Source organism: Flavobacterium sp. IB48 (assembly GCF_016405855.1).
Lineage (GTDB): Bacteria > Bacteroidota > Bacteroidia > Flavobacteriales > Flavobacteriaceae > Flavobacterium > Flavobacterium ginsengisoli.
In genome coordinates this window covers 707,627-734,096 of the sequence record NZ_JAEFCA010000001.1, presented here as the reverse complement: position 1 = coordinate 734,096, position 26,470 = coordinate 707,627, and the positions used below count along the sequence as shown (strand labels likewise).

The following is a 26,470-nucleotide window of genomic DNA, read 5'->3' as shown; positions in this document are numbered from 1 at the left end:
AAAACTTTAATTTTTTTTTTGTTCTTTTGCCCACTTAAACCCAAATAAATAATGCAGAGATTTGATGCCATTCGACCGTTTTATGATTCCGAAATAAATGAAGCACTTCATGGTGTTGTCAATCATCCGATGATGAAAACCATGATGAACTTTACTTTTCCGGATGTAGAAGATGAGGTTTGGAAGGAACAATTGAAGAAAACACATTCTATTCGTGATTTTCAATGCAACTTTATTTACAATACTATCCAGAAAGTTTTAGAAAAAAGCTCTGAAGGTCTTACAACTTCAGGTTTTGAAAAGCTAGAACCAAATACTTCTTATTTGTTTATCTCAAATCATAGAGATATTCTTCTCGATACTACATTACTGAATGTTTGTTTATTCGAACATGGTTTGGTAATGACTGCTTCGGCAATTGGTGACAATTTGGTTAAGAAAGCTTTCTTGGCAACTTTAGCAAAATTAAATAGAAACTTTTTGGTTTTAAGAGGTCTGACGCCTCGTGAAATGCTGCAAAGTTCAAAATTATTGTCTGAATATATGGGACAATTATTGCTTCGCGAAAATCGTTCGGTTTGGATTGCACAAAGAGAGGGAAGAACAAAAGATGGAAACGACGAAACCAATCCAGGAGTTTTAAAAATGATTGGAATGGGTTCTGATGAACCTAATTTAATGGATTATTTCAAGAAATTAAAAATTGTTCCAGTTTCTATTTCGTACGAATATGATCCGACTGATGTTCTTAAAATGCCACAATTAATGGCAGAAGCAAACAACGAAGTTTACGTAAAAGATAAAAATGAAGATTTCATGACCATTATAAGTGGTATCATGGGAACTAAAAAAAGAATACATATTTCTGTTGGCGATGTTCTAGATACAGAAATCGATCAGATTGTGGCCGAAAATGACAATGCAAACAAGCAAGTTCAGGCTTTGGCACAAACTATCGATGATGTGATTTTGAAAAACTACCAATTATGGCCAACAAACTTTATTGCGTACGATATTTTAAACGAAACAGACAAATTCGCTCATAAGTATAAAGAGAGTGAAAAACAGCTTTTTGAGCGTCGTTTAGAAATGAGAATCGGAAGCGATAATCCTGTGACAAGACAAGGATTTTTAGCAATGTATGCCAATCCTGTTGTCAACAAATTAAAATACCAAGATGTCATCTAAAGCAAAAATATTATTGATTTATACCGGAGGAACTATCGGTATGAGCAAAGATTTTGAAACTGGAGCGCTAAAAGCTTTTAATTTTGGTAAATTAATTCAGAAAATTCCAGAAATTAAGCAATTGGACTGCGAAATAGAATCAATTTCATTCGAACATCCAATTGATTCTTCGAATATGAATCCCGAAATGTGGACAAGAATTGCCACCATTATCGAGGAAAATTACAACGCTTACGACGGATTTGTTGTCCTTCACGGATCAGATACAATGTCGTATTCGGCATCAGCATTGAGTTTTATGTTGGAGAATTTGGCAAAACCAGTAGTATTTACAGGGTCGCAATTGCCAATTGGAGATTTGCGTACAGATGCAAAAGAAAACTTGATAACAGCAATTCAGATTGCATCTCTTCAAGAAAACGGAAAGCCAGTTATTACTGAAGTTTGCTTGTATTTTGAATACAAATTATACCGAGGAAACAGAACTTCTAAAGTAAATGCGGAGCATTTTAGAGCTTTTACAGCACCAAATTACCCTGAATTGGTAGAATCTGGTGTTCATTTAAAACTAAACAGACATTTATTTCTTCCAGTAAATAAAGATGCCAATCTGATTGTTCATAAAAACTTAGACAATCACGTGGCAATTATCAAAATGTTTCCAGGAATGAGCGAAATTGTTTTGGCTTCAATCCTTGCAACAAAAGGTTTAAGAGGAATTATTCTGGAAACTTACGGTTCAGGAAACGCGCCAACCGAAGATTGGTTTTTAAATTTAATTGAAAAAGCCATCAAATCTGGAATGTATATCGTAAACGTAACACAATGTTCTGGCGGAAGTGTGAATATGGGGCAATACGAAACCAGTACAGCGCTAAAATCGTTAGGCGTTATTTCTGGAAAAGACATTACTACAGAAGCAGCAATTACCAAATTGATGTATTTGCTTGGACACAATATTCCAGAAAATGAATTTAAAGATATTTTTGAAACTGCTCTTCGCGGAGAAATATCTTAAAGTTTAAATTACAATATTAGAAATCCCAAATTCCAAAATAAGGTTGGAATTTGGGATTTTTTTATTGAAAATTTCACCTTAACCGCGCAGTTTGTCATCCTGACGAAGGAAGGATCACACAAGAAACTCGGCAACGTTAAGATAGCGAAACCCGACAGATTTTAAAACCTGTCGGGTTTGTTTTTAATAGATTAAACGTTCAGTTTGTCATTTCGACGAAGGAGACCCGAGCGATAGCGAATTGGCGAAGCAAATCTCCACAAGTAACTCCGTTCCAATAAGCCAACCTTTGTCGAGTTTCTCGCGAAGATTTCTCCTTCGTCGAAATGACAATATTGTGTGTAATTGGAATTTGAAATTTCTTTTTTGAACTTTTAAAACTTGGAATTTCTATACTCAACCGGACAAGTTTCCAAATCGTCAATTGCTTTGTGTTTTTTATAATACACATAAACAATTACAGAAATAATACATATAATTCCCTGAATAGCAACTGTAGCTCTTACGCCTAAAAAGTGAGAAACATAACCGATAATTAAACTTCCTACAGGAATCATTCCCTGATATGCCATCATGTAGTAGCTAATGCTTCTTGAACGCATATTGACAGCACTATGAGTCTGAATATAAATGTTGATAGAAGAAGTTTGTCCCATCATTCCGATTCCGCTTAAAGTCATACAGATTAAAGCAATTGTTATACTGCTTGAAACAGCTAGAATAATTACGCTAAAACCAAGAAGTAAACTTGCCGAAATCATTAATTTGCTCATGTTTTCAGCTGATTTTAGATTGGCCAAATAAATTGCAGATAAAACAGAACCAATTCCGGCAGCACTTTCGAACCAGCTAAAAGTTTGGGCATTTCCATTAAAAATATCTTTTGCAAAAACAGGCATCAAAGTATTAAAAGAAATGACAAATAAACTACTGCAAGTTAACATCAAAAGCATTCTGGCCATTTCGGTTTCTTTTTTTACATAATCTAAACCTTCCATTAAATCGTCTATCATATTCAACTTGTTTTCGGCTTTAATATGTGGAGTGATTTTCATCATCATTAATGAAATCAAGACAGGAACATAACTCACGAAATTTCCAATAAAACAGATATCTTCTCCATATTGGTGCAAAATAATTCCGGCAAGCGCAGGACCTGCAATACGTGCAAAGTTGTTCAAAGTAGAGTTAAGCGCCACAGCATTTGGAAGATCTTCTTTATTGTCGACAATATCAATCATCATGGTTTGACGGCAAGTCATATCAAAAGCATTTATAATTCCTTGAATTAAACTCAAGGCTAAAATAAAATTGATATTGTAAATTTTAAGATAAATAAGCAACGCCAAAGCTCCGGCTTGAAGCATCGCCAAAGATTGCAAAACCATCATGGCACGGTGTCTATCGTAACGGCCAATAATGCTTCCTGCAAGAGGTGCTAGAAACAAAGACGGAATCATGCTTAAGAAAGTCGCTAAACCTAATAAAAAAACAGATCCTGTTATGCTATAAACCATCCAGCTTACCGCTGTTTTTTGCATCCAAGTTCCGATAACAGATACGGACTGACCGTAGAAAAATAATTTGAAATTTTTTGATTTTAAGGCTTTAAACATGACTCTAAATATTTAATACAAAGGTCGGGATTATGATTTCATTAGAAAAATTAATAATTTTACTGATAATAAGTAATAAAACTTATCAATATGGAAATCTATCAACTGCAATATTTTATTAAAACAGCTGAGGTTTTGCACTTTACCAAAGCTGCAGAATTGTGTTTTGTAACCCAATCGGGACTTTCACAACAAATTAAAAAACTCGAAGAAGAACTCGGCTTGCCTTTGTTTAAGCGAATTGGTAAAAAAGTGCAATTGACAGAAGCTGGTTCGGTTTTTTTAATTCATGCTAAAAAAGTAGTAGAGAATGTAGAAAACGGAAAACAGGCCATTGAAGATTTAAGCGAAATGATTGGCGGCGAATTACGCATTGGCGTGACGTATATTTTTGGGTTATTGATTCTGCCTGTTGTAAATGCTTTTGCCAAAAAATACCAAAATCTCAAAATTATTGTAGAGTATGGCACAACAGAAGTTTTAGAGCAAAAACTGATTGACAACGAATTGGATTTGGTATTCGTTATTTCATCACATGAAATTGAAATGCCGATTCAGAAAGTACCTTTGTTTACTTCAAATATGGTTATGGTAGTTTCTAAAAATCATGCCTTGGCAGATTTGGACAAAATTGCTTTTAAGAAAATAGAAGAGATTCCGTTGATATTGCCAGGAAAAGGTTCTAATTCGAGAGAATATGTCGAAGAGCTGTTTAAGAAGTTTAATATGAAACCTAAAATTTCGATAGAACTGCAATCAATTCATGCATTACTGCAAATGGTAGAAAACAGCGATTGGGCAACAATCGTAGCCGAAATGGCTCTAAAAGATTGGGATAACTTACAAGCCATTCAAATTACGGGAGTTTCCACAAAAAGAGATTCGTACATGCTGACAATGGGCGGCTATCAGAAAAAAGCGGTAAAACTGTTTATGGAAGAATTTAAAAAAAGCATCTAAAAGTAACTTGGATTTTACCTTTGTAAAGTCAGATTTTTTTGTGTTATTTGCAGACCAAAATAGAGAGGTGTCCGAGTGGTTTAAGGAGCTAGCCTGGAAAGCTAGTATATGGGTAACTGTATCGAGGGTTCGAATCCCTTCCTCTCTGCGAGAAAAAACAAACCCTTATGAAGTCTTTCATAAGGGTTTGTTTTTTTAAAGCTTAATCTCAAACAAACTAAAAGAACCTTCTTTATAATGTTCTGGTAATTCGTTTGTCCATTCGATGGTGCTTATTCCTTTGTATTCGAAACCACAGCTGGTATAATATTTATTTATTCTTTCGTTACCGCTGTGCGTATCAAGTCTAATGTATTCTTTATTATTTTCTTTAGCATATTGCTTAACCCAATCAATAATTTTTTTGACATAAGATTGTCCTCTAAACTTCGGGTTTGTAGCAATACGATGTAAATAAACTGCAGGATCTTTACTGGCTTCTTTCCAGATAATTAAATCATCAAAAGTAAGTACAAATGTACAGGCAATTTCGTTTCCTTCTTTGATTATAAAATGACGATCTTCGGCAATTTCTTTTTCTATTAATGCTTTTTCAAAACCTCTCCAGCTTTTATTGTTTACTGTTTTTTGATATGATGTCGCTTTGTTATAAATATCGAAAACAGCATCGATATCTTCGTTTGTAGTTTTAAAAAATTCCATTATTAAGCTTTATTCTGTCGATTAATGAATCTTCAAAGGTAAATCTTTCAATAGCTTTAGAGAGGAAAAATGTTTAATTTATGCTTTTTTTATCAGAGTTCAACCAAACAACATTTTGTTCCGATTTGTGATTTTGACCAATAATATCTCTATACAATTCTGGCCTTCTAGCTTTTATATAACGACTTCCTCCTGCAAGATTGCATTTTTCGGGAGTAATTAGTGCCATTGCAAAAGAATCATCAAAAGTGCGGCATTCGGCTAGAATATCTCCAAAAGGATCAATAATCATAGAGCAGCCATTTTTTAATTGATCGTCGTCCATACCAATTGGGTTCGAAAAGATGGCATAAATCGCATTGTCGTAAGCTCTTGCAGGAAGCCATTTCATTAACCAATCACGGCCTTTCATCCCGTCAAATTCTAATCGTAACGAAGTTGGATCTGCTTCGCGGTTTTTCCAAAGCTGTGGAGCAACAAAACCAGCGCCCGGTCGGGTAGAAGGTGTGCACATCGTTACGTGAGGCATAAATATAATATCGGCGCCTAAAAGTTTTGTGGCGCGAACATTCTCTATGATATTATTATCATAACAAATTAAAATACCACATTTCCAGCCCTCAATTTCAAAAATACAATAACGATCTCCAGATGTTAAATGCGGATTTATAAACGGATGCAGTTTTCGGTATTTTGCGACTAAACCATTTTTGTCTACACAAACATATGCTTTGAATAGATTGTCGTTTTCATCTTTTTCAAAAAGTCCAGCCAATATTACGATGTTATTGTTTTTGGCAATTTCGATTAATTTTAAAATGCTTTTACCACTCGGAATCAATTCTGCCAAGTCTAGCATTTGTTCTTTTGATAAGTTTCTTGCAAATGTATATCCGGTTATAGAACATTCATGAAACGAAATCACATCGCAGCCTTCGGCAGATGCTTTCTGAGAAAGTTTTTCGATTACAGATAAGTTATAGTTTTTGTCGCCACTTTTATTTTCGAACTGGGCTGTGGCTATTTTTAGATTTTTCATATTGTAAACTATTAATAATTAAATCAAAAATAGTTTGATCAATACGCTATGAATTGTACAAAACCGACATTTTAGAATGTTCTTTTTATGAGATTATTGGTTAATTTTCCAGTATTATAAAAATATTCCGTTGGAGTGATTCCAGTATGTTTTTTAAATTCCTTTATTAAATGTGATTGGTCTGAAAATCCCGCATCGTAACAAATTGTGGTGAGATTGGTATTGTCAGACTTGTCTTTTAATAATTTTAAAAAATGATGTAGTCTTACAACGTTACCAAATTTCTTCGGATTTAGTCCAATGCATTCTTTGAATTTTCTTTCCAGATGTCTTTCGGTATAACCGGTGTATTCAACTAATTGTTTTATAGAGAAATGTCCTTTATTATTTATAATAAAGTGTAAAGAATGATCTATTATAAACTGATTTGAGGCTGGTTTTGCTATGATTAAGGACTTAAAAAAAGAATTCAACAATAGAACGCGTTTTGAGTTGTTTTGCTGAAACAGGCTCTCTTGAAGCGTTCTGATTTTTTCATCGAATACATCTTCAACAGGAACAATGGCATCGTGAAATTCATTGGCCGGAATGTCTAATAATTGATGGATTCCGTTGGGCTGAAAAACGACAATAATCAGCGTTATTTCATTTTCAGAATAAAGATCTTTAAAACCGTTAAGTTGTCCGTATAAAAAGGAATCGGGCAGATATTCTTTTATATCGTATTTATTAATCCCAGAAATAAGTTTGCTTTTTAGAGAAAATACAAGGCCAGTATTACCATCAGAAAACAGGCGAAATTTTTGTACAGCAGTTTCGTTATTATCTAAAAACAGATAATGCTTAATATAAGGAGATAACTCTTTTGGGGGTGAAACTTGCATGTTTAAAATCGATGTTTATTCGAAATCAAGATTGTATTTTATTATAGCGCCTTGATTTTCTAAATTTACTAAAACTTCTTCGATTCTGTGCTGGACATCGTCTCCGGTTTGAATTAATTCTTTTAGGAGCACTATTTCATAACCGCTATTCAGTCCGTCCAGTGCTGTTTGTTTTATGCAGTATTCTGCCAAAAAGCCACATAAAACAAGTCTGCGAATTTGATTTTCTTTTAGGAAGTTTTTAAATTCTTCAGATGAAAAACTACTATGTTGTGTTTTTGAAATTAGGATTGAAGAATCATCAAAGTCGAGATCAATTTCATGGCCTTTTGTTTCTTCAATGCACATGGAAGTTCCAGACCCAAATTGGTCTTTTTGATAATTGGAAAAAATAATCACGAATTTATTCTTATCGAGCTTTTTGATTAAATCGTTTAGTTGACTTTGAACTCGTTGTATATGACTAATTGGATGTCTTTTTGCATAATCTCCGTCAAGATCTGTAAAATCTTTTTGAGGATCAATAATTACTAGTAATTCTTCGGGAGCTAATTTCATGGAAGTTTTTAATCTGCTTTTGTGGAATTTGAATCATAAAGAATCAACTTTAACAAAAGTAGATATATTTTCTATAAAAAACGGATACTTCTAATCTAGCCCCGATAGTAGCGGCATCCTTTTGTGGTGGGGTTCACCACAAAAGATAAAGCGGATAGCGGGACTAAAGCCGTACTGAAAAACAAAATTTCTGCTCCTTAAAAAAGAAAAAATCACAAACACATAGGCCTAAAAAGTTATTTTTAAAATACGGTTTCTCACATTACTTTATTGTAGAAATATTCTATATTTGGCTCCTGTGTAATATAAATAATTTGATGGATTTACCTCCTTATTCGCCAGGATTGCATAAACTGGTTACTTTACATGTCGGCGAAATTTCGAAGCTTACCAATAGCAGAGGTTTTGTTGCTGTTACCAATTCCATTTTAAAAAAACACGAATTGGAAAAAGTTGGAGTGGCGGTGCATGATTTTGAAAATGAAAGTTTTACGATTTCATACTGTTTGAAAGAATCACATATTTGTATACATACTTGGCCAGAATATAATTTACTTAATTTGGATGTTTATCTTCAAGATGTAGAAAAAGTTCGTGCTATAATAGTTGATTATATTGAATATTTTGAAGCAGAGGTTATCAAAGATTTCGAAATTACCCGCTAATATTTAATTAATCCTGCAGTGCTATTTTGATTTTAGGCATCATTTTATCCACAAACATTTTATAAGCAGCTTCTGAAGGATGCAAACCATCTGAAGCAACAAGATCTGGCTTATTAAGTCCTTCGCGAGTGATTTCTGTAATCGATACAAAAGCAATTTGATTGGTGTTGCAATAGTTCTCTGCAAAGTTATTGTATTGTGTGATTTCTGCTGAAATTTTGTTGCTCTGATTTCCTACAAGCGCTTGTCCGTATGGAGTATACGAGTAGTCTGGAATAGAAATAACGACAACATTTTTTTTATCGCCTTTGGCAAGCATTATGGCTTTGTTGACCAATTCTGGGAATTCTTTTTCGTAAACAGAGAAATTTTTGTGCTGATATTGATTATTGACACCAATTAAAAGTGTTACCAAATCGTAATTGGAGTCCAAATTTTGGGAATTGATTGCTGAAATCAAATCGGATGTTGTCCAGCCTGTTGTTGCAATTATTTTGAGTGAAACGGTGCTGGAATACATTGTGGCTAAACTTGTTTTAAGTTGTTCTGGAAAACGGCAAGTTGCACAAACGCTTTGACCAATGGTATAACTGTCGCCTAAAGCTAAATAATTTACTTTGTTGGCAATTGGAGGTTCTTGTGTTTTGGGTGGAGTTACAACTGGAGGATTTGTAGGAGTGGAGTTTTCTTCGGCGTTGCAACCCAAAAGAAATATTGAAAATATAACGGTAACTATTTGTTTAAAATGTGGTTTCATAATTTGTTTAAATAAGATTGTGAAGTCGCTTTAAACAAATAGTTACGTTAAATATATGAGTTTGGATTTTAAACCATTTCGGTTTTCATCACGATTTCTTCTTCGATGGCATTCCAAAGTGCAATGCGTCTTTCTAGGGCAAGAATTGAAACTTCTTCAACTTCTTTCCATTTTTGAGCATCTTCTTCGCACAATTCTGTAATCATTTGCATTGCCATTGGTCCGTGTTCGTCGGCATCTAATTCGATATGTCTTTCAAAATAGTAAAGTAATTTTGTTAGATCTGTATCTGGAAGGTTTTTTTGGAAATTTTTTAAAATCTGAGTAAACATGCTCGGAATTAAATCTTCTCTCCCGAAAGTAAATGCTGCAGCAATTTCGTGTGGTTTTCCTTCTTCGATAACTCTAAAAGTAAAGTCTAAGAATGATTTTACGTTTGGATGCAATGAACTTTGTTTGATGGCAACAAATATATTCTGAAGAGAGTGTACTTCTGATAAAAAGCTTAAAACTCCAGTGGTATTAGCGCCACAAGCTTCCATTGCTTCTAGGTACATTTCATAATGACTTTGTCTTCTTCCGTCAATCGTTAAGTCAGTTTCTTCTGCAAGAACAATTTCATTAATTAAATAACGAGTTTCTGGATTTTTGGTTGCAAACCACGGCGTTGTCGTACAAGTAAGTTTGGCTTGTAATGCTTTTAAAAGCGACATAAAATCCCAAACAGCAAAAACGTGAGTTTCTAGAAAGCTGTGTAAATCATCTATGTTTTGAATCTTATTGTATAAAGAATGGTTTAATAGTTGGTCTTTTTGTGATTGTATGCTTTTGTTTATCGTTTCGATATTCATTTTAAAAATTTTGATGCAAAGATAAAAAGCTTCTCCGTCAAGAAGAAGCTTTTTAGATTGATTTTGTATATATTTTAATAATTATCAATTATTTAAACGCAGGAATTCCGGTTACGTCCATTCCAGTAATCAATAAATGTATATCATGAGTTCCTTCATAAGTGATTACACTTTCTAGGTTCATCATATGACGCATAATCGAGTATTCTCCAGTGATTCCCATACCTCCAAGCATTTGTCTTGCTTCGCGTGCAATGGTAATTGCCATGTTTACGTTATTGCGTTTTGCCATAGAAATTTGTGCTGTTGTTGCTCTGCCTTCGTTTCTTAAAACACCTAAACGCCAAGTTAATAATTGTGCTTTTGTGATTTCGGTAATCATTTCTGCTAGTTTTTTCTGTTGTAATTGTGTTCCTCCAATTGGTTTTCCGAACTGGATTCTCTCTTTAGAATACCTTAAAGCAGTATCATAACAATCCATTGCCGCGCCAATTGCTCCCCAAGCAATTCCATAACGAGCAGAATCTAAACAGCCAAGCGGAGCACCTAAGCCAGATTTGTTTGGTAAAAGGTTTTCTTTAGGAACTTTTACATTATCAAAAATTAATTCTCCTGTTGCAGATGCACGAAGTGACCATTTATTATGAGTTTCTGGAGTTGTAAAGCCTTCCATGCCGCGTTCTACGATTAAACCGTGAATTCGGCCTTCCTCATTTTTAGCCCAAACGATAGCGATATCTGCAAAAGGGGCGTTTGATATCCACATTTTGGCACCATTTAAAAGATAATGATCGCCCATATCTTTAAAATTGGTAATCATACTTCCCGGATCAGAGCCGTGATCTGGTTCTGTTAAACCAAAACAACCAATAAATTCTCCTGTTGCCAGTTTTGGAAGATATTTCATTCGTTGCTCCTCGTTTCCATATTTCCAAATAGGATACATTACCAAAGAAGACTGTACAGAAGAAGTTGATCTTACACCAGAATCGCCTCTTTCGATTTCCTGCATAATCAAACCATAAGATATCTGGTCCAGTCCAGCACCTCCATATTCTACCGGAATATAAGGACCGAAACCACCAATTTCGCCAAGACCTTTTATAATTTGTTTTGGAAATTCTGCTTTTTGAGCATATTCTTCTATTATAGGAGAAACTTCTCTTTTAACCCAAGCACGGGCAGACTCACGAACTAATTTGTGTTCTTCTGTTAACAAATCATCTAAGTTATAGTAATCTGGAGATTGAAATAGGTCTGGTTTCATGTTATATAATTTTTTAGCAAACAAATTTACATAATATAAATATAACAAATACATGTTAAAATGTTATATTTATTTATTGCAAAAATAAAATTAATAGGAATTTGGCAAATTAATTGTAGTTTATTGATAATTTATAGACTATTTTTGAATTCCAAAAACAATTTAAATGAGGCTGATAATCTCTTTTGTCTTTTTCTTACTAATATTTTGCAATGGAACGGCTCAGACCAATGGAGAGCTTACAGAACAAAAGTACTTAGAATTACGGGATAAAATTCGTTTTAGTATAAACGGAAATTATGATGACGGTTTGATTTATGTTAATCAGGTCCTTAAATCTGATAATGAGGCTCATAAGACTTTTGCTTATGGGGCAGGTTCTTATTTGTATCAGCTAAAAGAAAATGCTGCCCAGTCTGAAAAAATGTATGCAGAGGCTTTAAAGCATTTAAATAAAATTCCTGAGTCTACTGATAAAATAAAACTGCACGCCTATTTATGTAACTATAGAGGACTTACATATTGGAAGAGATCTAATTATGGTAAAGCGCTTGGCAGTTATCAGGAAGGAGTTAAGCTTTCTTCTAAGATAAATGATGTTGTACAAATTGTAAAATTTAAAGCAAATATCGCGTTATTGAATGAGAGCGTTGGCAATTATCAGCTGTCAATAAAGATCTTAAGACAGAATGAAGCGTTTTTGGACAAGAACGAAGGTTTGTACGATAAAGATCAGTTTCAGAATGCAAAAAGTAATAGCTATATCAATCTTGGGAATTCTTATGAAGGATATTATACCAAAAATAGAGAAAAGACTTATTTACTAGATTCTGCAGAGTACTATTATAAGAAGAGTATAGCTTTTTCGGATAAATTTATCGACAATAAGATTACTTCTAAACTTAGTTTGGGTAATATTTATGTATTTAAAAAGGATTATACCAATGCCGAGAAAATTTATTATGATATCTCTTTTTATGCCAAACAGGTTGAAAATGAAAGCCTATATAAAATTGCTGCATTTAATTTAGGAGACCTTTATTATTCGATAAAAAAATATGATAGAGCTCTTATTTTTTTAAAGAAAGTAGACTCTATTAGCCAAAAGAACAAAACGGTTGATATTAACTTTTTTAGATCCAACTATTTACAGGCTAAAATTTACAGTATTAAAAATGAACCAGAGTTGGCTTATAAGCACTCTAAATTATACTTAGATTCTTATGAAAAATATGAAGGAAATCTAAGAGAAGAAGCATTAGAGGTAAACTATAAATTAGGTACCGCAGATTTAAGCCAAGAAATGCTTGATGTTCAGGAGAAATATAAATATGAGGTATTTTGGAACAAAGCCTTAAAGGTATTTTATGTAATTCTGGTAATTGGAATTGTCTTTTTCCTTATCAAAAATATTAGGGACAAAAATAGAGCTCAAAAGAAAATGAACGCTTTAATTGAAGAGTTCAAAGCTAATCTGGAGAAAAAGGAACATGAAAAAGTCGAAATAGAAAATGTCGCTCTCGAAAAAATAGTTGAAGTTCCTGAAACGGATGATGCTATTTTGAAAAAAGAAAATGCGAATTTGAGTATTGACGAAGCTAAAGAGAATAAAATCGTAGAGAAATTATTGGCTTTAGAAGAGAAATTAGAATATCTAAATGCCGATTTTACACTTGCTTATGCGGCAAAAAAAATCAAAACCAATACCACTTATTTGTCTTATGTAGTAAATAAAAGATTTGGAAAATCTTTTAGTGAGTATTCTAATGAGTTGAAAATTAATTATGTTATTAACCAGATGATTACGAATCATTTGTATCGTAAATATTCTACACAGGCAATTGCAGAAAGTGTTGGATTTAAAAATGCAGTTTCTTTTGCAAAATCATTTCGCAAAAGAACTGGAGTGTCTCCAGCTCAGTTTGCGAATAATATTTAGTTAAAAGTATTGGCTTCTTAATTGTTTCCGTTTCCTCCGCCACCTTTTTTAGGTTCGTTCGGATCAATTGGATCATCTCCTCCTTTAATAGTTTTTTGCTCTTTTTTAGAGATTGTATCTAATTGAAAATCTTTGAATGTTAATTTGCTATTTTTCATGACTTTATATTTTTTTGGATTAGTTTTAAAAAGGTTTATTCAGATATCATTTTAGTTATTTCCGTTTCCTCCTCCGCCTTTTTTAGGCTCGTTCGGATCAATTGGATCATCTCCTCCTTTAATAGTTTTTTGCTCTTTTCTAGAGATTGTATCTAATTGAAAATCTTTGAAAGTTAATTTGTTATTTTTCATGACTTTATATTTTTTTGGATTAGTTTTAAAAAAGTTTTATTCAGGTGGCATTTTAGTTATTTCCGTTTCCTCCGCCACCTTTTTTCGGTTCGTTCGGATCAATTGGATCATCTACACCTCCGCCTTTAATAGTTTTTTGTTCTTTTCTAGAGATTGTATCTAATTGAAAATCGCTGAATGTTAATTTGCTATTTTTCATGATTTTATATTTTTTTGATAGTTTTAAAAAGTTTATTCAGGTATCGTTTTAGTTATTTCCGTTTCCTCCGCCGCCTTTTTTCGGTTCGTTTGGATCAATTGGATCATCTACACCTCCGCCTTTAATAGTTTTTTGTTCTTTTCTAGAGATTGTATCTAATTGAAAATCGCTGAATGTTAATTTGGTATTTTTCATGATTTTATATTTTTTTGGATAGTTTTAAAAAGTTTATTCAGGTATCGTTTTAGTTATTTCCGTTTCCTCCGCCGCCTTTTTTCGGTTCGTTTGGATCAATTGGATCATCTACACCTCCGCCTTTAATAGTTTTTTGTTCTTTTTTAGAGATTGTATCTAATTGAAAATCTTTGAATGTTAATTTGTTATTTTTCATGACTTTATATTTTTGGATAGTTTTAAAGAGTTTATTCAGGTATGGTTTTAGTTATTTCCGTTTCCTCCGCCGCCTTTTTTAGGTTCGTTTGGATCAGTAGGATCAGGTACACTTCCGCCTTTAATAGTTTTTTGTTCTTTTTTAGAGATTGTATCTAATTGGAAATCTTTGAATGTAAATTTTGAATTTTTCATGTTGTATGTTTATTTAAATTAAAAAAATTAGTACTATAAATCTTTCATAAATATTTTAAGCAATTGTTATTAAAAGCGATAAAAGCAACGCTTAAAAATGGTTTATGCAAAGTTATTTTGGTTTTATTTTTGGTTTTTCACAGTAGTAAAAAAGGGACTTTATTGTAAGTTAATTCCTTTTATTTGAATCTTGCTACTATGCTTTTCAGGGGGTATTTTCTGCTGTTTTCAAGAGTCAATTTTTGACTATTTAAGTCATTTTTTTACTCTCTTTTCGATGATTTTTTTCTTATAAAATAATTCGTTTTTTGTGTTCTATTTTTCATGTTTGATATTGTTTCGATTATCGCCTTTCCAAAACTAGATAAAAAGGAAAGCCGTTAATCGAAAATAGACTTTTTGAGCTTTTTAACGAAAAATGTTGTATGTAACTAATTATTATTCAATTAGTTATAATGTTTACTATACTTGGTATAATTTATAAATTGTATGTGGTATAATTAATAAAATGTATGTGCGCATGCGATTTTTATCAATAAAATCACCAATCTTTGCAGTGTAATTATGATTTAAAAACGATCAAAAACGATGTTAAAGCTGGTCCAAAAATTTCTGCAAATCAATCGCTACTCAGATATCAAAAATGAGTTTAAGGATCTGTTTTTATCTCATCCAAATTATCCGAGTTTGTTTGCCATTACAGATTCGTTTGATTTGCTTTCTGTAGAGAATGCAGCCGTAAGAGTTTCGAAAGAGCAAATTGAAGATTTGCCTTCAAACTTTTTGGCGTATTTCAAAGATGAATTAATACTGGTTGAAAAGATTAAAAGTGGGGTTAGAATTACAACCACAAAAAAAGGAACGCAAAAATTATCGTATGATAAATTTCTTTTAGACTGGAATGGTGTAATCGTTGCCATTGAGCCAAACAATGTAGTAACAAGAGAGAATCTAAAAATAGAATACAATTGGCTAAAATATTTTCTGCCTCTTGCGCTCGTAGCGGGATTGTCTTTTTTCTACAATCGTTTTGATTGGTTTAGCGCTTCTTTTTTAGTAACATCAGTTCTTGGTTTAATTGTAAGCATATTTATTGTACAGGAGAAATGGGGAGTTAAAAACACAGTAATTTCAAAATTCTGTAATTTAAGTTCGAACTCTTCTTGCCATTCGGTAATAAGTTTCAATGATGATATTGCAAACAGATGGTTGAGTTTTTCAGATTTGCCATTACTTTTCTTTAGTTCAAGTATCATTGCAATATTAGTTCAGCCATTAAGCTCAGCTATTTTTGTTGGATTTTTAAGCTTATTAGCTATTCCAATAATAGTTTGCTCAATCTGGATTCAAAAATTTGAGATTCAAAAATGGTGCATAATGTGCTTAGCAATCTCATTTTTAATATTGGTTCAAAGTATTGTTTGGTTTTCATCAGATCTTTTTACGTTGAGCTTTAGTTTTAGTGAAGTTTTTCCATACATATTCTCTCTTTTGCTTTTAATGCCAATTTGGGCAACAGTTAAAGTGATGATTAGAAAAATGCTTGACAATGAAAATTCGTTAAAAGAGCTTAAGAAATTTAAAAGAAATTATTCGCTATTAAATTACTTATCTAAAAAAGTAAAATATGCAAAAGGATTTGAAGATTTAAGAGGCTTAACATTTGGAAATAGAAATGCCGGAGTTAGACTTTCTGTAATTCTTAGCCCAAGCTGCGGACATTGTTATAAAACTTTCCAAGAAGCTTTTGACTTAGTGATGAAGTTTCCAGACAAAATATTTTTGAATGTTCTTTTCAATATTAATCCAGAAAATAATGATAATCCTTATAAGGCTGTTGTTGAAAGACTTTTGACTATTAACAGAACAACACCTGGAAAAACGGTTGAAGCAATTTCTGATTGGTATATCAAAAGAATGACACACAAAAAATGGCTTAAAAAATGGAATGTTGAATCTGTAAGCATGATGATAAATCAGGAAATTCAGAAACAATACGATTGGTGCTCTATGAACAATTTTAATTACACACCTATTAAAATTGTAAATGAAAGGCTATTTCCAAATGAATATGAATTGAACGAGTTGAAATATTTCTTAAATGATTACATCGATGAAGTTCAAGTTTTGGAAAAGATAGCATAATATGAAACAGAAGTTTCGACTGTAAAAACAGAAATAAGTTACCCCCAACCTAAAACCTGCAGATATGTTAAAGAGTATCTTGAAATTAAAAGGAGCAGTAGAATTAACTGCAAGTGAGCTGAAAACAATAAATGGAGATCATGCTCCAATTTGTGAAGACGGATTTAAAGTTAAAAGATGTACAGAATTTGGAACTGTGCCAGCGTACTGGAACTGCATTCCAAATAGTTACGTCGGAAGTTGCTAAGAGAAAAATTTTAAGCATCAAGTTATTGCAAATTTGAGGCTTAAACCGAAAAATGTAAATAACCAGTTATGTTAGAGAAAATTTTAAAAAGCAAGGAAACAAGAAAGCTTACCAAAAAAGAGCAGAAGAACATCTTGGGAACTGATTATTCAGAAGAGATTAATTGTAATGATGCTGCTGTTGAGAAATATTATACTTGCTAATGCTAATATTTAAATAGTAAGAGAAGAAACTCGCTTACTATCTAAAAAAGATATTATTATGTTAAAGAAAATTTTAAACCTTGAAGGTGCTCAGTACATTAAAAAAAGTGAACAGAAAACCATAAAAGGAGGAATTCCAGAATGTTGGGTATATGCCTTGCAAGCAGGATGCATTTTAATATCACCAGACGAAACTTGTCCGTTAAATACATCATCGGGTATTTGTGATACAAGTCGTCTTTGTTGTTGATTTTTAACTTTTTTGAAAGTAATACGATATAGCCTTATTTAGAATTTAGTCATGTTTTTTTTGAATGTATAGGCGCTCGATCGTGGAACATTGAGCAAATTCTCAGTATTGATGATTGGTACTGAGATTCTTAGGAGTTGGCTGCTGTGTTAATTTTACTTGGTTAGGGTAACCGCAGCCATGTCCTAAAGAAATTGTGTTGCTAAAATTTGTTTTTAAATACCGAAACAGAGAAGATTTATATCTTCTCTGTTTTTTTATGGATTAACAAGATTTTTTTTTATTAAATTGGCCCAGAATAAATCAAAATAAATTGAAAAAATTCCCTCATTATAGACAAGCTGATAATAAAGATTGCGGTCCGACATGTTTAAAAATTATTGCTAAATATTACGGTAAAACAATCAACATTCAGGAGTTGAGAGATTTTAGCGAAACTACTCGCGAAGGAAGTAATTTGCTTTTTCTGAGTGATGCTGCCGAAAAAATCGGATTTAGAACTTTAGGGGTAAAACTTTCTGTAAAAAGAATTGAAGAAGCCCCACTGCCTTGTATTCTACACTGGAATAATGATCATTATGTAGTGCTCTATAAAATAAAAAAAGGCAAATATTATATTTCTGATCCCGCTTTTGGTCTTTTGGAATATAGTAGAGAAGAGTTTGTGAAGTTTTGGATAGGCAATAATGCCGATAATGAAACAAAAGAAGGAATTGCATTGCTGATCGAAGCAACACCGAGTTTTTTCCAATCTGATTTTGATAAAGAAGAAAATTCTGGATTAGGATTTAAGTTTCTTTTTCAATATTTATTTCAATACAAATCATTTCTTATTCAGCTTGCAGTTGGTCTTTTTGCGAGCAGTTTACTCAATCTAATTTTTCCGTTTCTAACACAGAGTATTGTTGATGTCGGAATACAGAATCAGAACATTCATTTTATCTATTTGATTCTTTTTGCAATGCTTTTTGTTTTTGCAGGAAGAACAGGATTAGAACTCATTAGAAGCTGGATTTTATTGCATTTATCAACTAGAATCAATATTTCTCTTATCTCAGATTTCTTTATTAAATTAATGAATCTGCCTATTTCTTTTTTTGATGTGAGGATGACAGGAGATATTATGCAGCGAATAAATGATCATCGCCGAATTGAAAAAATACTAACGACATCATCGCTTAATGTGCTATTTTCTGTAATCAATATGTTTGTTATGGGAGCTGTTTTGGCCTATTTCAATCTGCAGATTTTTTTAGTCTTCTTTGCAGGAAGTGTGCTTTATTTTGGCTGGATAGTTTTGTTTTTAAAAAGGAGAGAAGTTCTAGATTATAAACGATTTGCAGAAGTTTCAAACGAGCAAAGTAAAGTAATGGAACTTATAAACGGAATGCAGGAAATCAAGCTTCATAATGCCGAAAAACAAAAACGTTGGGGCTGGGAGTATGTACAGGCAAGACTTTTTAGGGTTTCGATAAAAGGATTGGTTTTAGAACAGACGCAAACAATTGGCTCTTCTATTATTAATGAATTAAAGAATATATTTATCATTTTTCTATCTGCCAAGTTAGTAATTGACGGATCTATAACTTTAGGTATGATGTTGGCTATAAGTGCCATTGTGGGGAGTTTAAATGGTCCTATTACACAATTAATTGAATTTGTGAGAGAATTGCAGGATGCGAAAATTTCATTGGCCAGATTGTCCGAAATTCATGAGAAAGAAGATGAAGTCCAGCAGGAAATTAATCAAACAAACGAAGTTCCGCAAAATGTAGATATCGAAATTAAAAATCTTTCTTTTAGATATTTAGGTTCAGATGTTCCTGTTTTAGACAATTTAAATTTAATAATTCCGTGCAATAAAGTTACTGCAATAGTAGGAGTTAGCGGAAGCGGAAAAACGACCTTGATGAAATTGCTTCTCAAGTTCTACGAACCCGAAAAAGGAGAGGTCTTGATTGGAAACTCACAACTAAAAAATATATCGCAAAATGCATGGAGATCTAATATTGGAGCTGTAATGCAAGAAGGTTTTATTTTTAGCGATACAATTGCCAATAATATTGCTTTTGGGGTAGATAAAATTGATAAAGAAAAATTGCTTTACGCAGCAGATGTAGCGAACATAAAAGAATACATCAGCGAGCTTCCTTTAGGTTTTAACACCAAAATTGGAGCAGAAGGATTAGGAATGAGCACTGGGCAGAAACAACGATTATTAATTGCGAGAGCAGTTTATAAAAACCCAGAAATTTTATTTTTTGATGAAGCCACTTCGGCATTAGATGCCAATAATGAAAAGGCGATTATGAAAAAGCTTGACATCTTTTTTAAAGATAAAACGGTAGTGGTAATTGCGCACAGATTGAGCACTGTAATGAATGCTGATCAAATTGTGGTTTTAGAAAAAGGAAAAATCATCGAAATTGGAAGCCATTCGGCATTGGTAGAACAAAAAGGAAATTATTTTGAATTGGTTAGAAACCAGTTGCAATTAGGGAATTAATTATGAACGAAGATACATTTGAATTAAGAAGCGAAGAGGTTCAGGATATCCTAACCAAAGTACCGCATTGGATGATACGATGGGGAACAGTCTTGATTTTTGCCATAATCATTATGCTGTTTTTTGTTTCTTGGTTTGTCAAATATCCAGATGTCGTAAAAACTGAAATTGTAATTACTACTAATATTCCTCCAGAGAAAATTGTGTCAAAATCTTCTGGACGAATTGAAGCAATTTTGGTAAAGAATAAAACATTGGTAGAAAAGAACAGCACATTGGCTATTATTGAAAACACAGCCAATTATAAAGATGTTTTTTTATTGAAAGGCATTGTTGATAAATATGATATCAATAACACTAAAAAAGAGTTTCCTTTTGAGTTATTGAAAAACACACAACTGGGAGAAATCGAAAGCGCGTATGCGGCGTTTCAGAAAGATTATCAGGCGCAGGAATTAAATAAAGATCTGCACCCTTTTCAGGTCGAAACCAGAGCGCAGCAGTCTGAAAAAATTCAGATAACAGAAAGGTTAGAAATCTTGCAGCAACAAAAGGTGATTAATGAGCGAGAATTGGAACTTCAGAAAAACGAAGTTGCACGTTTTGAAACGCTATTCAACAAAGGAATTATTTCTGCTCAAGAAATGGAAGTTAAAAAATTGACTTTCCTTCAAGCGCAAAAGAATTATAGAAGCTTGTTATCATCGATTTCTCAATTAAGGTCTTCTTTGATTGATAACACAAAATCAAGCCAGAATCTGCAAATAAACAGCACTAAAGAAGAGGTTAATCTTGGCCGCAATGTTTCACAATCCTTTTATCAGTTAAAAAAAGTAATAAGAGATTGGGAACTGGCATATGCGCTAAAATCATCAATTAGCGGAAAGGTTACATTTTTACAAGTTTGGAATGAAAATCAGACCATAAATGTTGGTGACAATGTATTTTCAATTATTCCAGATGCAAAAAATAGTTTTATTGGTAAAGTAAAAGCACCGGCTTTAAATTCAGGTAAAATAAAAGTGGGACAAAAGGTTAATATTCGCTTGGCAAATTATCCAGACCGCGAATTTGGTGTGTTAAAAGGCGAAATTAAAAATATTTCGTTAGTGCCAGATAAAGATGGAAATCTGCTAATTGATGTTGCGCTTCCAAAAGGCCTGAAAACATCATACGATAAACAAATTGCTTTTCAGCAGGAAATGAAAGGAAGCGCAGAAATTGTAACCGAAGATCTGCGTTTAATCGAAAGAATCCTGTATCAATTTAAAACCATTTTTGAACAAGTCTAAAAAAAAACTACTAACTAACCGAAACCCAAAACCACAGATCTTAAATGAAAAAAAAACTACTAATTGCTTTTGTTTTATTATTTCAAATTTCTTTTTCCAAACCAATAACTGAAACTCAAAAGTTAGCTGCGACATGCAAAGTTTGGGGCTTTTTAAAATATTATCACCCAAATGTCACTGATGGAAGCAAAAACTGGGATGAACAATTGTTTCAAATCTTACCAAAAGTCGAAGAGGCTCAAACTTCTGAAGCATTTTCTCAGGTGATAGAAAATTGGATTGTTTCTCTAGGCGAAATCAAAAAGCAGGAAAACGTAAAAACTAAAAAAGAATACTTTGATAAAAATTTCGATTTGTCATGGTTCAATAAAAATGAATTATTTTCTAAGTCGCTTTCAAAGAAATTAAAGTTTATTGAAGAGAATAGAATTCAAGATAAACAATACTATGTTGACTTTAAGCTTGATGGAGGAATGCCTTTACAGTTCAAAAATGAAGTAAAGTATACAGAGTTTAAATGGGAAGATAAAAAAATGCGCCTTTTGGCTCTTTTTAGATATTGGAATTATATTGAGTATTTCTTTCCATACAAATACCAAATGGATGAAAATTGGGATAAGGTGTTAACAGAAATGCTGCCGAGATTTTATGCTCCAGAATCTGAAAAGGACTTTGTTTTAGCAATGCGTGAAATCTCTATTAAGTTAAATGACACTCACGCTTCAACCCAAATGCCTCAATTGTTCGAATATTTTGGAGATAAATTTATCCCAGCTGATGTAAGTTTTATAGATGAGAAAGCAATTGTTGTTAGTTTGAAAAATGACTCTTTGGCAAAAGTTAGCGATATTAAAATTGGAGATGTATTTACAAGAGTTAACGGAAAAACGATAGCAGAACTTTTAAAAGAAAACCGAAAGTATGTCGAAGGATCCAATGAACCATCTATTTTAAAAAATGCTTATTGGACAATTTTTAATGGAAAATCAGATGCGGTAGAAGTGGAGTTCATAAGAAACGGAAAGTCTGAAGTGAAATCTATTAAACGTTATAAATATCAAAACCTAAGAATTCAATTTCCAGATCGTGAAAAATGGGAAATACTAGAAGGCAATATCGGTTATGTTAATTACGATGCATTAGATGAAAGTGATGTTCCTGCTCTGATATCAGCATTGAATAACACAAGTGCTATTATTTTTGATAATCGAGAGCGTCCTCATGATGTTATGTATGCAATTTCAGATTGGCTAAATCCTGAACCGAAAGAGTTTGTCAAATTCTTAGATCCAGATGTAAACTATCCAGGACGTTATTTATGGAGAAATGAAACTTTAAAATGTGGTAAAAACAATCCAGAATATTACAAAGGAAAAGTAATTGTTTTAATAAATGAAAAAGCAGTGAGCCATGCAGAATTTAATGCAATGAGTTTGCAAACAGCCCCAAAAGTTAAAATAATTGGAAGCCAAACAGGTGGTGCAGATGGTGCAAATTATGGTTTTCCAATTATAAAAGGATTTTATACTTCATTTACTTGTTATGGTGTTTTTTATCCAAATAAAAAAGAAACACAAAGAATTGGTATTGTTCCAGATATTGAAGTAAAACCAACAATTTTAGGTATTCAGCAAGGTAAGGATGAAGTTCTTGAAAGAGCGATTCTTTTTGCGAAAAATGGAAAATAATTAAAAATAACAGTAAAAAATATCATGAAAAAAATCATCGTTTTTTGTCTAATCTTATTGGGGACTGTTAGTTATTCTCAAAAATTAGATTGCACTAGATTTAAGAATGGAAAGTTTGCGGCTCCAGCTTTTCCAAATGAATATGCTATTCGAAAAGATTCTATTGAAGAGTGTTATTTTGATCGTAAATTGCAAACCGTTTGGAGTGTCAAATGGCTTAGTGATTGTAAACTTGAAAGGGTTTGTATAAAAAACTTAGGAGCCGAGAATGTTAAAATTGGAGATAAAAGTGTAGCAGAAATAATTTATACAGACGAGGAATGTGTTACTTATAACATAGTATATTTTAATGAAGAAAACCCGAATGGAATGGATTTTCAAAGAGGATTGTGTCTGCAAAAAGAATAATTTATTTAAAGATATTTTTACATCTTTAAATAAAAATCTTTAGTCAATTCAGTATATTCAGGAGTATAAACGTGTCTGTCGATTTCGATAATAAGTTCATCGGTTTCAATTTCAAGAACTTCATTTCGGCTAAAAGCTAATAAACTACGCTTAATTTCCGATTTAGGAGTTCCCTTAACTCTTGTGATTTTTATTGGATAAAGTTCTGATTCTTTTGCAAGAGCAATAAATTTTTCTTCTTCTTTAAAAGGAATAATTATAGCTAGAATTCCATTTTCTGAGAGCAACAAATCGGCAGCTTCAACAATTTCTTCAAAGGGCATTGCATCTTGAAAACGAGCTAAATCGCGTTGTTCGTTTTCGGTTTTATAATCCTCAGCATAAAAAGGCGGATTTGAAACAATTAAATCATATTCGTCTTCTGGTTCTTCAATAAACTCGTCTAAACCAGCATGAAAACAAAATAAGCGATCACCCCAAGGAGAAGCTTCAAAGTTTTCTACTGCTTGTTCATACGCATCTTCATCGATTTCAAGTGCATCAATTTGTTCTGCATGGCTTCTTTGTGCCAACATCAAAGCAATAATTCCTGTTCCAGCACCAATATCTAAAACACTAAACGGACTATGATGAACAGGAGCCCAAGCACCAAGTAAAACACCATCTGTGCCTACTTTCATAGCGCAACGGTCTTGGTTTATAGAGAATTGTTTAAACTTAAACATAGATAGAAAATTCCATTTTTTTTAAATTCCAAATTCCAACTAAAAAAAGAGATTTCTATTAAAAAATCCAAATTCCAATTGCAAAGAGATGTATTATTATGAACTGCAAAAATACTATTAAATATGGATTTATTATTTTGAAGTTTTAGTAATTATTGCGGATAGAATTTTTCGTAATTCTTCTACTTCGTATAATAGAAGTTCTGACGCTAATTTTTGATCTGGATTCAAGTCATTCAGTAATTGAAGCCAAAATTTAGATTCTTTTGCTTCTTTTCGAGCAATTTTAAGACGGAACAATAAATCCTTGTCACCCAATTTCTCATTTGCTTCGATATAATTTGCTCCAACGGAACCAGAAGAACGTACTAATTGTTTTGCATCTTCAATATTTGAAACTGTTTTTGGTAATGTTCTAATATATAATCTGCATTCTTTTGCAAATAGGAAAGCTCTTTTTTCTAAATTATATGGTTTCATATATAAAAATCTCAATATTTTAAATTACAAATTCCAATTTGGAAAGTAAATTTAAAATAAAAGAAATATAAAAAATAAGTTTTTTCTTTCTTTAAAAGCAAAACCTTCAGATTTTTGGGATTTGGAATTTAAAAAATTGGAATTTCTTAAATTAAAGGTACATCTCTACAAGACCTTCAGGAAGATCCATGATGACTTTTTTGTTCTCACGATCAATTTTTACAAGAAAATTATCAATCATTGGAACTAAGATTTCAACTTCGCCATTTAAAACTTCGAAAAGAGGTTGAGCAGTTGAATCATTAATAGAAGTTATTTTTCCGAAAACGCCTAAACGTTTGTCTTCGATTTCGAAACCAATAACTTCATGGAAGTAGAATTTGTTGCCAGTAAGTTTTGGCAACATAGTTAAAGGAAGATAGATAGCATTTCCAACTAAGGCATCTGCATCTTCTTCGGTGTTTACATCTTCAAAACGGACTCTTAAAAAGTCGTTTTTATGTAAAGAACTTGTTTCAATAAAAAAAGGAACCAAGTGTTTGTTGTGTTCAACAAACACTGATTCCAGATTTTCGTATAACTCAGGTTCGTCTGTATCTAAATAGATCAGAACTTCACCTTTGAAACTAAATTTTTTAGCGATTTTACCTAAATAAAAACAGTCTTCTTTACGCATTATCGCTAAGTAAAATTATGCTTCAGTTGTTTCGTTATTCTCTTCAGCAGCAGGAGCTTCTTCAGTAGCTTCAGCAACTTCTTCAGTAGCCTCAGCAGCTTGTGCAGCGGCAGCAGCTTCAGCTTGTGCAGCAGCAGCATCAGCAACACGTTTAGCGTTAACTTCTTTCTCTGCTTTTAATGCTGTAGCTTTAGCATCAGCTTTAGCTTTAGATAAACCATCTTTTTTAGCATCAACTTTACCAGCTTTTGCTTCTAACCAAGCAGTTAATTTAGCATCTGCTTGCTCTTGAGTTAAAGCACCTTTACGAACTCCTCCATCAAGGTGGTGTTTCAATAAAGCACCTTTGTAAGAAAGGATAGCTCTTGCAGTATCAGTTGGTTGAGCACCATTGTGTAACCATTTAACTGCGCTGTCAAGGTTTAACTCAACAGTTGCTGGGTTAGTGTTTGGATTGTAAGTACCGATTTTCTCTAAGTATTTACCATCTCTTTTTGAGCGTGCATCTGCAGCTACTACCCAGTAAAAAGGTTTTCCTTTTTTACCGTGTCTTTGTAATCTAATTTTTACTGACATAATCTAGTGATTAAATTTTGAGGTACTCGACCTCTGTTAATTAAGGGCGCAAAGATATAATTTTTTTATGAAAAACACGTTTTTAAAAAAGATTAAATATATTTGAGTTGTTTTTTTAGCATTTTTTTGACTTTTTAATGTAAGTATTTTGATCTTAATGCAATACTTTTGCAACAAATTCATTTTAAACATGAAAAAAATCTTTTACTTTTTATCAATTTTACTTCTACTTATATCTTGTACAGAAGATGTAAGATTCAATAATCCGGCTTTTCAAACCTTAAAAGATAACAACTTTTGGAGAGCTCAAGTCTATAAAGCAGGAATGGAATCGGATGGAACTTTTGTAATTGAAGGTTCTTTAGGTTACGAACAAATACGCTTCCAGCTTCCTGAACCAACTGAGAAGACATACGTTTTAAGTGCTGATGCTGCTGCAAAAGCAACTTATAAAAACACTTATAAAGGGCAAGAAGCAGAATTTACTACAAGCATAGGCAAAGGAAACGGGCAAGTTATTGTGACAGAATATAATACGGTTGAGAATACCATTTCGGGGACCTTTAAATTTACAGCAGTTAATGTCGATTCTGGTGCCGAAAAACAAACAATGTATTTTTCTGAAGGAGTTTTTTATAAAATTCCAATAACACAAGGAGGAAACTTTGTTCCTGTCAATAATTTAAATTAAAAAGA

General features: G+C 32.6%; 31 protein-coding genes and 1 tRNA gene. 14 read left to right on the top strand and 18 right to left on the bottom strand.

Going from position 1 to position 26,470, the window contains the following annotated elements; translation table 11 throughout:
* Positions 1–51 precede the first annotated feature (51 nt).
* Positions 52–1,188 (top strand): 1-acyl-sn-glycerol-3-phosphate acyltransferase, encoded by a 1,137-nt coding sequence (locus JC605_RS03240; protein ID WP_198854849.1) that lies wholly within the window; start codon positions 52–54, stop codon positions 1,186–1,188.
* Complete coding sequence (locus tag JC605_RS03235; RefSeq protein WP_198854848.1) at positions 1,178–2,206, top strand: asparaginase; 1,029 nt, start codon at positions 1,178–1,180, stop codon at positions 2,204–2,206. The genes JC605_RS03240 and JC605_RS03235 overlap by 11 nt, the downstream gene beginning before the upstream one ends.
* Positions 2,207–2,580: 374 nt before the next feature.
* Here the strand turns inward: JC605_RS03235 and JC605_RS03230 are convergent, their stop codons facing one another.
* Positions 2,581–3,822, bottom strand: a complete 1,242-nt coding sequence (locus JC605_RS03230; RefSeq protein ID WP_198854847.1) for an MFS transporter — start codon at positions 3,820–3,822, stop codon at positions 2,581–2,583.
* Between the two features lie 90 nt (positions 3,823–3,912).
* Here JC605_RS03230 and JC605_RS03225 point away from each other — a divergent pair, with 90 nt between their 5' ends.
* Both JC605_RS03225 and JC605_RS03220 read left to right on the top strand, forming a co-directional pair.
* Positions 3,913–4,782 carry a LysR substrate-binding domain-containing protein gene (locus tag JC605_RS03225; protein WP_198854846.1) on the top strand — a complete coding sequence of 290 codons (870 nt, stop codon included), beginning with the start codon at positions 3,913–3,915 and terminating at the stop codon, positions 4,780–4,782.
* A 61-nt stretch (positions 4,783–4,843) separates the two neighbouring features.
* Positions 4,844–4,930, top strand: a tRNA-Ser gene (locus tag JC605_RS03220).
* A gap of 47 nt (positions 4,931–4,977) precedes the next feature.
* On the opposite strand, the gene JC605_RS03215 is transcribed toward JC605_RS03220, so the two are convergent.
* The 4 genes from JC605_RS03215 to JC605_RS03200 all read right to left on the bottom strand — a co-directional run bounded on the left by JC605_RS03215 (position 4,978) and on the right by JC605_RS03200 (position 7,965).
* Complete coding sequence (locus JC605_RS03215) at positions 4,978–5,484, bottom strand: N-acetyltransferase (RefSeq protein ID WP_198854845.1); 507 nt, start codon at positions 5,482–5,484, stop codon at positions 4,978–4,980.
* Positions 5,485–5,557: 73 nt separating this feature from the next.
* Positions 5,558–6,523, bottom strand: a complete 966-nt coding sequence (locus JC605_RS03210; protein WP_198854844.1) for a nitrilase family protein — start codon at positions 6,521–6,523, stop codon at positions 5,558–5,560.
* A gap of 71 nt (positions 6,524–6,594) precedes the next feature.
* Complete coding sequence (locus JC605_RS03205) at positions 6,595–7,407, bottom strand: helix-turn-helix domain-containing protein (protein WP_198854843.1); 813 nt, start codon at positions 7,405–7,407, stop codon at positions 6,595–6,597.
* Between the two features lie 15 nt (positions 7,408–7,422).
* On the bottom strand, positions 7,423–7,965 hold the full coding sequence (locus JC605_RS03200; RefSeq protein ID WP_198854842.1) for a cysteine hydrolase family protein: 543 nt from the start codon (positions 7,963–7,965) through the stop codon (positions 7,423–7,425).
* Between the two features lie 317 nt (positions 7,966–8,282).
* Here JC605_RS03200 and JC605_RS03195 point away from each other — a divergent pair, with 317 nt between their 5' ends.
* Entirely contained in the window at positions 8,283–8,630 is a 348-nt protein-coding gene (locus JC605_RS03195; RefSeq protein WP_198854841.1) for an S-adenosylmethionine decarboxylase family protein, read from the top strand.
* Between the two features lie 7 nt (positions 8,631–8,637).
* Here the strand turns inward: JC605_RS03195 and JC605_RS03190 are convergent, their stop codons facing one another.
* The 3 genes from JC605_RS03190 to JC605_RS03180 all read right to left on the bottom strand — a co-directional run bounded on the left by JC605_RS03190 (position 8,638) and on the right by JC605_RS03180 (position 11,505).
* Positions 8,638–9,387 carry an SGNH/GDSL hydrolase family protein gene (locus tag JC605_RS03190; RefSeq protein ID WP_198854840.1) on the bottom strand — a complete coding sequence of 250 codons (750 nt, stop codon included), beginning with the start codon at positions 9,385–9,387 and terminating at the stop codon, positions 8,638–8,640.
* Between the two features lie 68 nt (positions 9,388–9,455).
* The gene (locus tag JC605_RS03185) at positions 9,456–10,238 is read right to left on the bottom strand and encodes a DUF3050 domain-containing protein (protein ID WP_198854839.1); all 783 of its coding nucleotides are present in this window, start codon (positions 10,236–10,238) and stop codon (positions 9,456–9,458) included.
* Positions 10,239–10,326: 88 nt separating this feature from the next.
* Positions 10,327–11,505, bottom strand: coding sequence for an acyl-CoA dehydrogenase family protein (locus JC605_RS03180; RefSeq protein WP_198854838.1), 1,179 nt, complete (start codon positions 11,503–11,505; stop codon positions 10,327–10,329).
* Positions 11,506–11,671: 166 nt separating this feature from the next.
* On the opposite strand from JC605_RS03180, the gene JC605_RS03175 reads away from it, so the two are divergent.
* Positions 11,672–13,444 carry a helix-turn-helix domain-containing protein gene (locus JC605_RS03175; protein ID WP_198854837.1) on the top strand — a complete coding sequence of 591 codons (1,773 nt, stop codon included), beginning with the start codon at positions 11,672–11,674 and terminating at the stop codon, positions 13,442–13,444.
* Between the two features lie 17 nt (positions 13,445–13,461).
* On the opposite strand, the gene JC605_RS03170 is transcribed toward JC605_RS03175, so the two are convergent.
* From JC605_RS03170 to JC605_RS03145, 6 genes are read right to left on the bottom strand one after another with little or no spacing between them, the layout of a single operon-like run.
* Positions 13,462–13,602 carry an rSAM-modified peptide gene (locus JC605_RS03170; protein ID WP_198854836.1) on the bottom strand — a complete coding sequence of 47 codons (141 nt, stop codon included), beginning with the start codon at positions 13,600–13,602 and terminating at the stop codon, positions 13,462–13,464.
* Between the two features lie 51 nt (positions 13,603–13,653).
* Entirely contained in the window at positions 13,654–13,794 is a 141-nt protein-coding gene (locus tag JC605_RS03165) for an rSAM-modified peptide (RefSeq protein ID WP_198854835.1), read from the bottom strand.
* A 52-nt stretch (positions 13,795–13,846) separates the two neighbouring features.
* Positions 13,847–13,993, bottom strand: a complete 147-nt coding sequence (locus JC605_RS03160) for an rSAM-modified peptide (protein WP_198854834.1) — start codon at positions 13,991–13,993, stop codon at positions 13,847–13,849.
* 48 nt (positions 13,994–14,041) lie between these two features.
* Positions 14,042–14,188 (bottom strand): rSAM-modified peptide, encoded by a 147-nt coding sequence (locus tag JC605_RS03155; protein ID WP_198854833.1) that lies wholly within the window; start codon positions 14,186–14,188, stop codon positions 14,042–14,044.
* Positions 14,189–14,237: 49 nt separating this feature from the next.
* Positions 14,238–14,384, bottom strand: a complete 147-nt coding sequence (locus tag JC605_RS03150; protein ID WP_198854832.1) for an rSAM-modified peptide — start codon at positions 14,382–14,384, stop codon at positions 14,238–14,240.
* A 47-nt stretch (positions 14,385–14,431) separates the two neighbouring features.
* On the bottom strand, positions 14,432–14,578 hold the full coding sequence (locus JC605_RS03145; protein WP_198854831.1) for an rSAM-modified peptide: 147 nt from the start codon (positions 14,576–14,578) through the stop codon (positions 14,432–14,434).
* A 588-nt stretch (positions 14,579–15,166) separates the two neighbouring features.
* Between JC605_RS03145 and JC605_RS03140 the strand changes: the two genes are divergently transcribed.
* From JC605_RS03140 to JC605_RS03115, 7 genes are all read left to right on the top strand, one after another.
* A complete protein-coding gene (locus JC605_RS03140) occupies positions 15,167–16,723 on the top strand; it encodes a vitamin K epoxide reductase family protein (RefSeq protein WP_198854830.1) in 1,557 nt (518 codons plus the stop codon).
* A gap of 64 nt (positions 16,724–16,787) precedes the next feature.
* A complete protein-coding gene (locus JC605_RS03135; RefSeq protein WP_198854829.1) occupies positions 16,788–16,970 on the top strand; it encodes a hypothetical protein in 183 nt (60 codons plus the stop codon).
* 68 nt (positions 16,971–17,038) lie between these two features.
* Positions 17,039–17,173, top strand: coding sequence for a hypothetical protein (locus JC605_RS23825; protein ID WP_255562384.1), 135 nt, complete (start codon positions 17,039–17,041; stop codon positions 17,171–17,173).
* Between the two features lie 563 nt (positions 17,174–17,736).
* Positions 17,737–19,929: a peptidase domain-containing ABC transporter gene (locus JC605_RS03130; RefSeq protein ID WP_198854828.1), complete on the top strand. Its 2,193-nt coding sequence runs from the start codon at positions 17,737–17,739 to the stop codon at positions 19,927–19,929.
* Between the two features lie 2 nt (positions 19,930–19,931).
* Positions 19,932–21,221: an HlyD family secretion protein gene (locus JC605_RS03125; protein WP_198854827.1), complete on the top strand. Its 1,290-nt coding sequence runs from the start codon at positions 19,932–19,934 to the stop codon at positions 21,219–21,221.
* 44 nt (positions 21,222–21,265) lie between these two features.
* Positions 21,266–22,909 carry a S41 family peptidase gene (locus JC605_RS03120; RefSeq protein ID WP_198854826.1) on the top strand — a complete coding sequence of 548 codons (1,644 nt, stop codon included), beginning with the start codon at positions 21,266–21,268 and terminating at the stop codon, positions 22,907–22,909.
* A 24-nt stretch (positions 22,910–22,933) separates the two neighbouring features.
* A complete protein-coding gene (locus JC605_RS03115; protein WP_198854825.1) occupies positions 22,934–23,317 on the top strand; it encodes a hypothetical protein in 384 nt (127 codons plus the stop codon).
* Between the two features lie 17 nt (positions 23,318–23,334).
* Here JC605_RS03115 and JC605_RS03110 read toward each other — a convergent pair whose 3' ends face one another.
* The 4 genes from JC605_RS03110 to JC605_RS03095 all read right to left on the bottom strand — a co-directional run bounded on the left by JC605_RS03110 (position 23,335) and on the right by JC605_RS03095 (position 25,774).
* Complete coding sequence (locus JC605_RS03110; protein ID WP_198854824.1) at positions 23,335–24,042, bottom strand: tRNA1(Val) (adenine(37)-N6)-methyltransferase; 708 nt, start codon at positions 24,040–24,042, stop codon at positions 23,335–23,337.
* A 132-nt stretch (positions 24,043–24,174) separates the two neighbouring features.
* A complete protein-coding gene (locus JC605_RS03105) occupies positions 24,175–24,522 on the bottom strand; it encodes a four helix bundle protein (RefSeq protein ID WP_198854823.1) in 348 nt (115 codons plus the stop codon).
* A gap of 151 nt (positions 24,523–24,673) precedes the next feature.
* Positions 24,674–25,198, bottom strand: a complete 525-nt coding sequence (gene rimM, locus JC605_RS03100; protein ID WP_198854822.1) for a ribosome maturation factor RimM — start codon at positions 25,196–25,198, stop codon at positions 24,674–24,676.
* 15 nt (positions 25,199–25,213) lie between these two features.
* Positions 25,214–25,774, bottom strand: coding sequence for a 30S ribosomal protein S16 (locus JC605_RS03095; protein WP_144215896.1), 561 nt, complete (start codon positions 25,772–25,774; stop codon positions 25,214–25,216).
* A 190-nt stretch (positions 25,775–25,964) separates the two neighbouring features.
* On the opposite strand from JC605_RS03095, the gene JC605_RS03090 reads away from it, so the two are divergent.
* Positions 25,965–26,465, top strand: coding sequence for a DUF6252 family protein (locus tag JC605_RS03090; RefSeq protein WP_198854821.1), 501 nt, complete (start codon positions 25,965–25,967; stop codon positions 26,463–26,465).
* Positions 26,466–26,470: the final 5 nt, after the last annotated feature.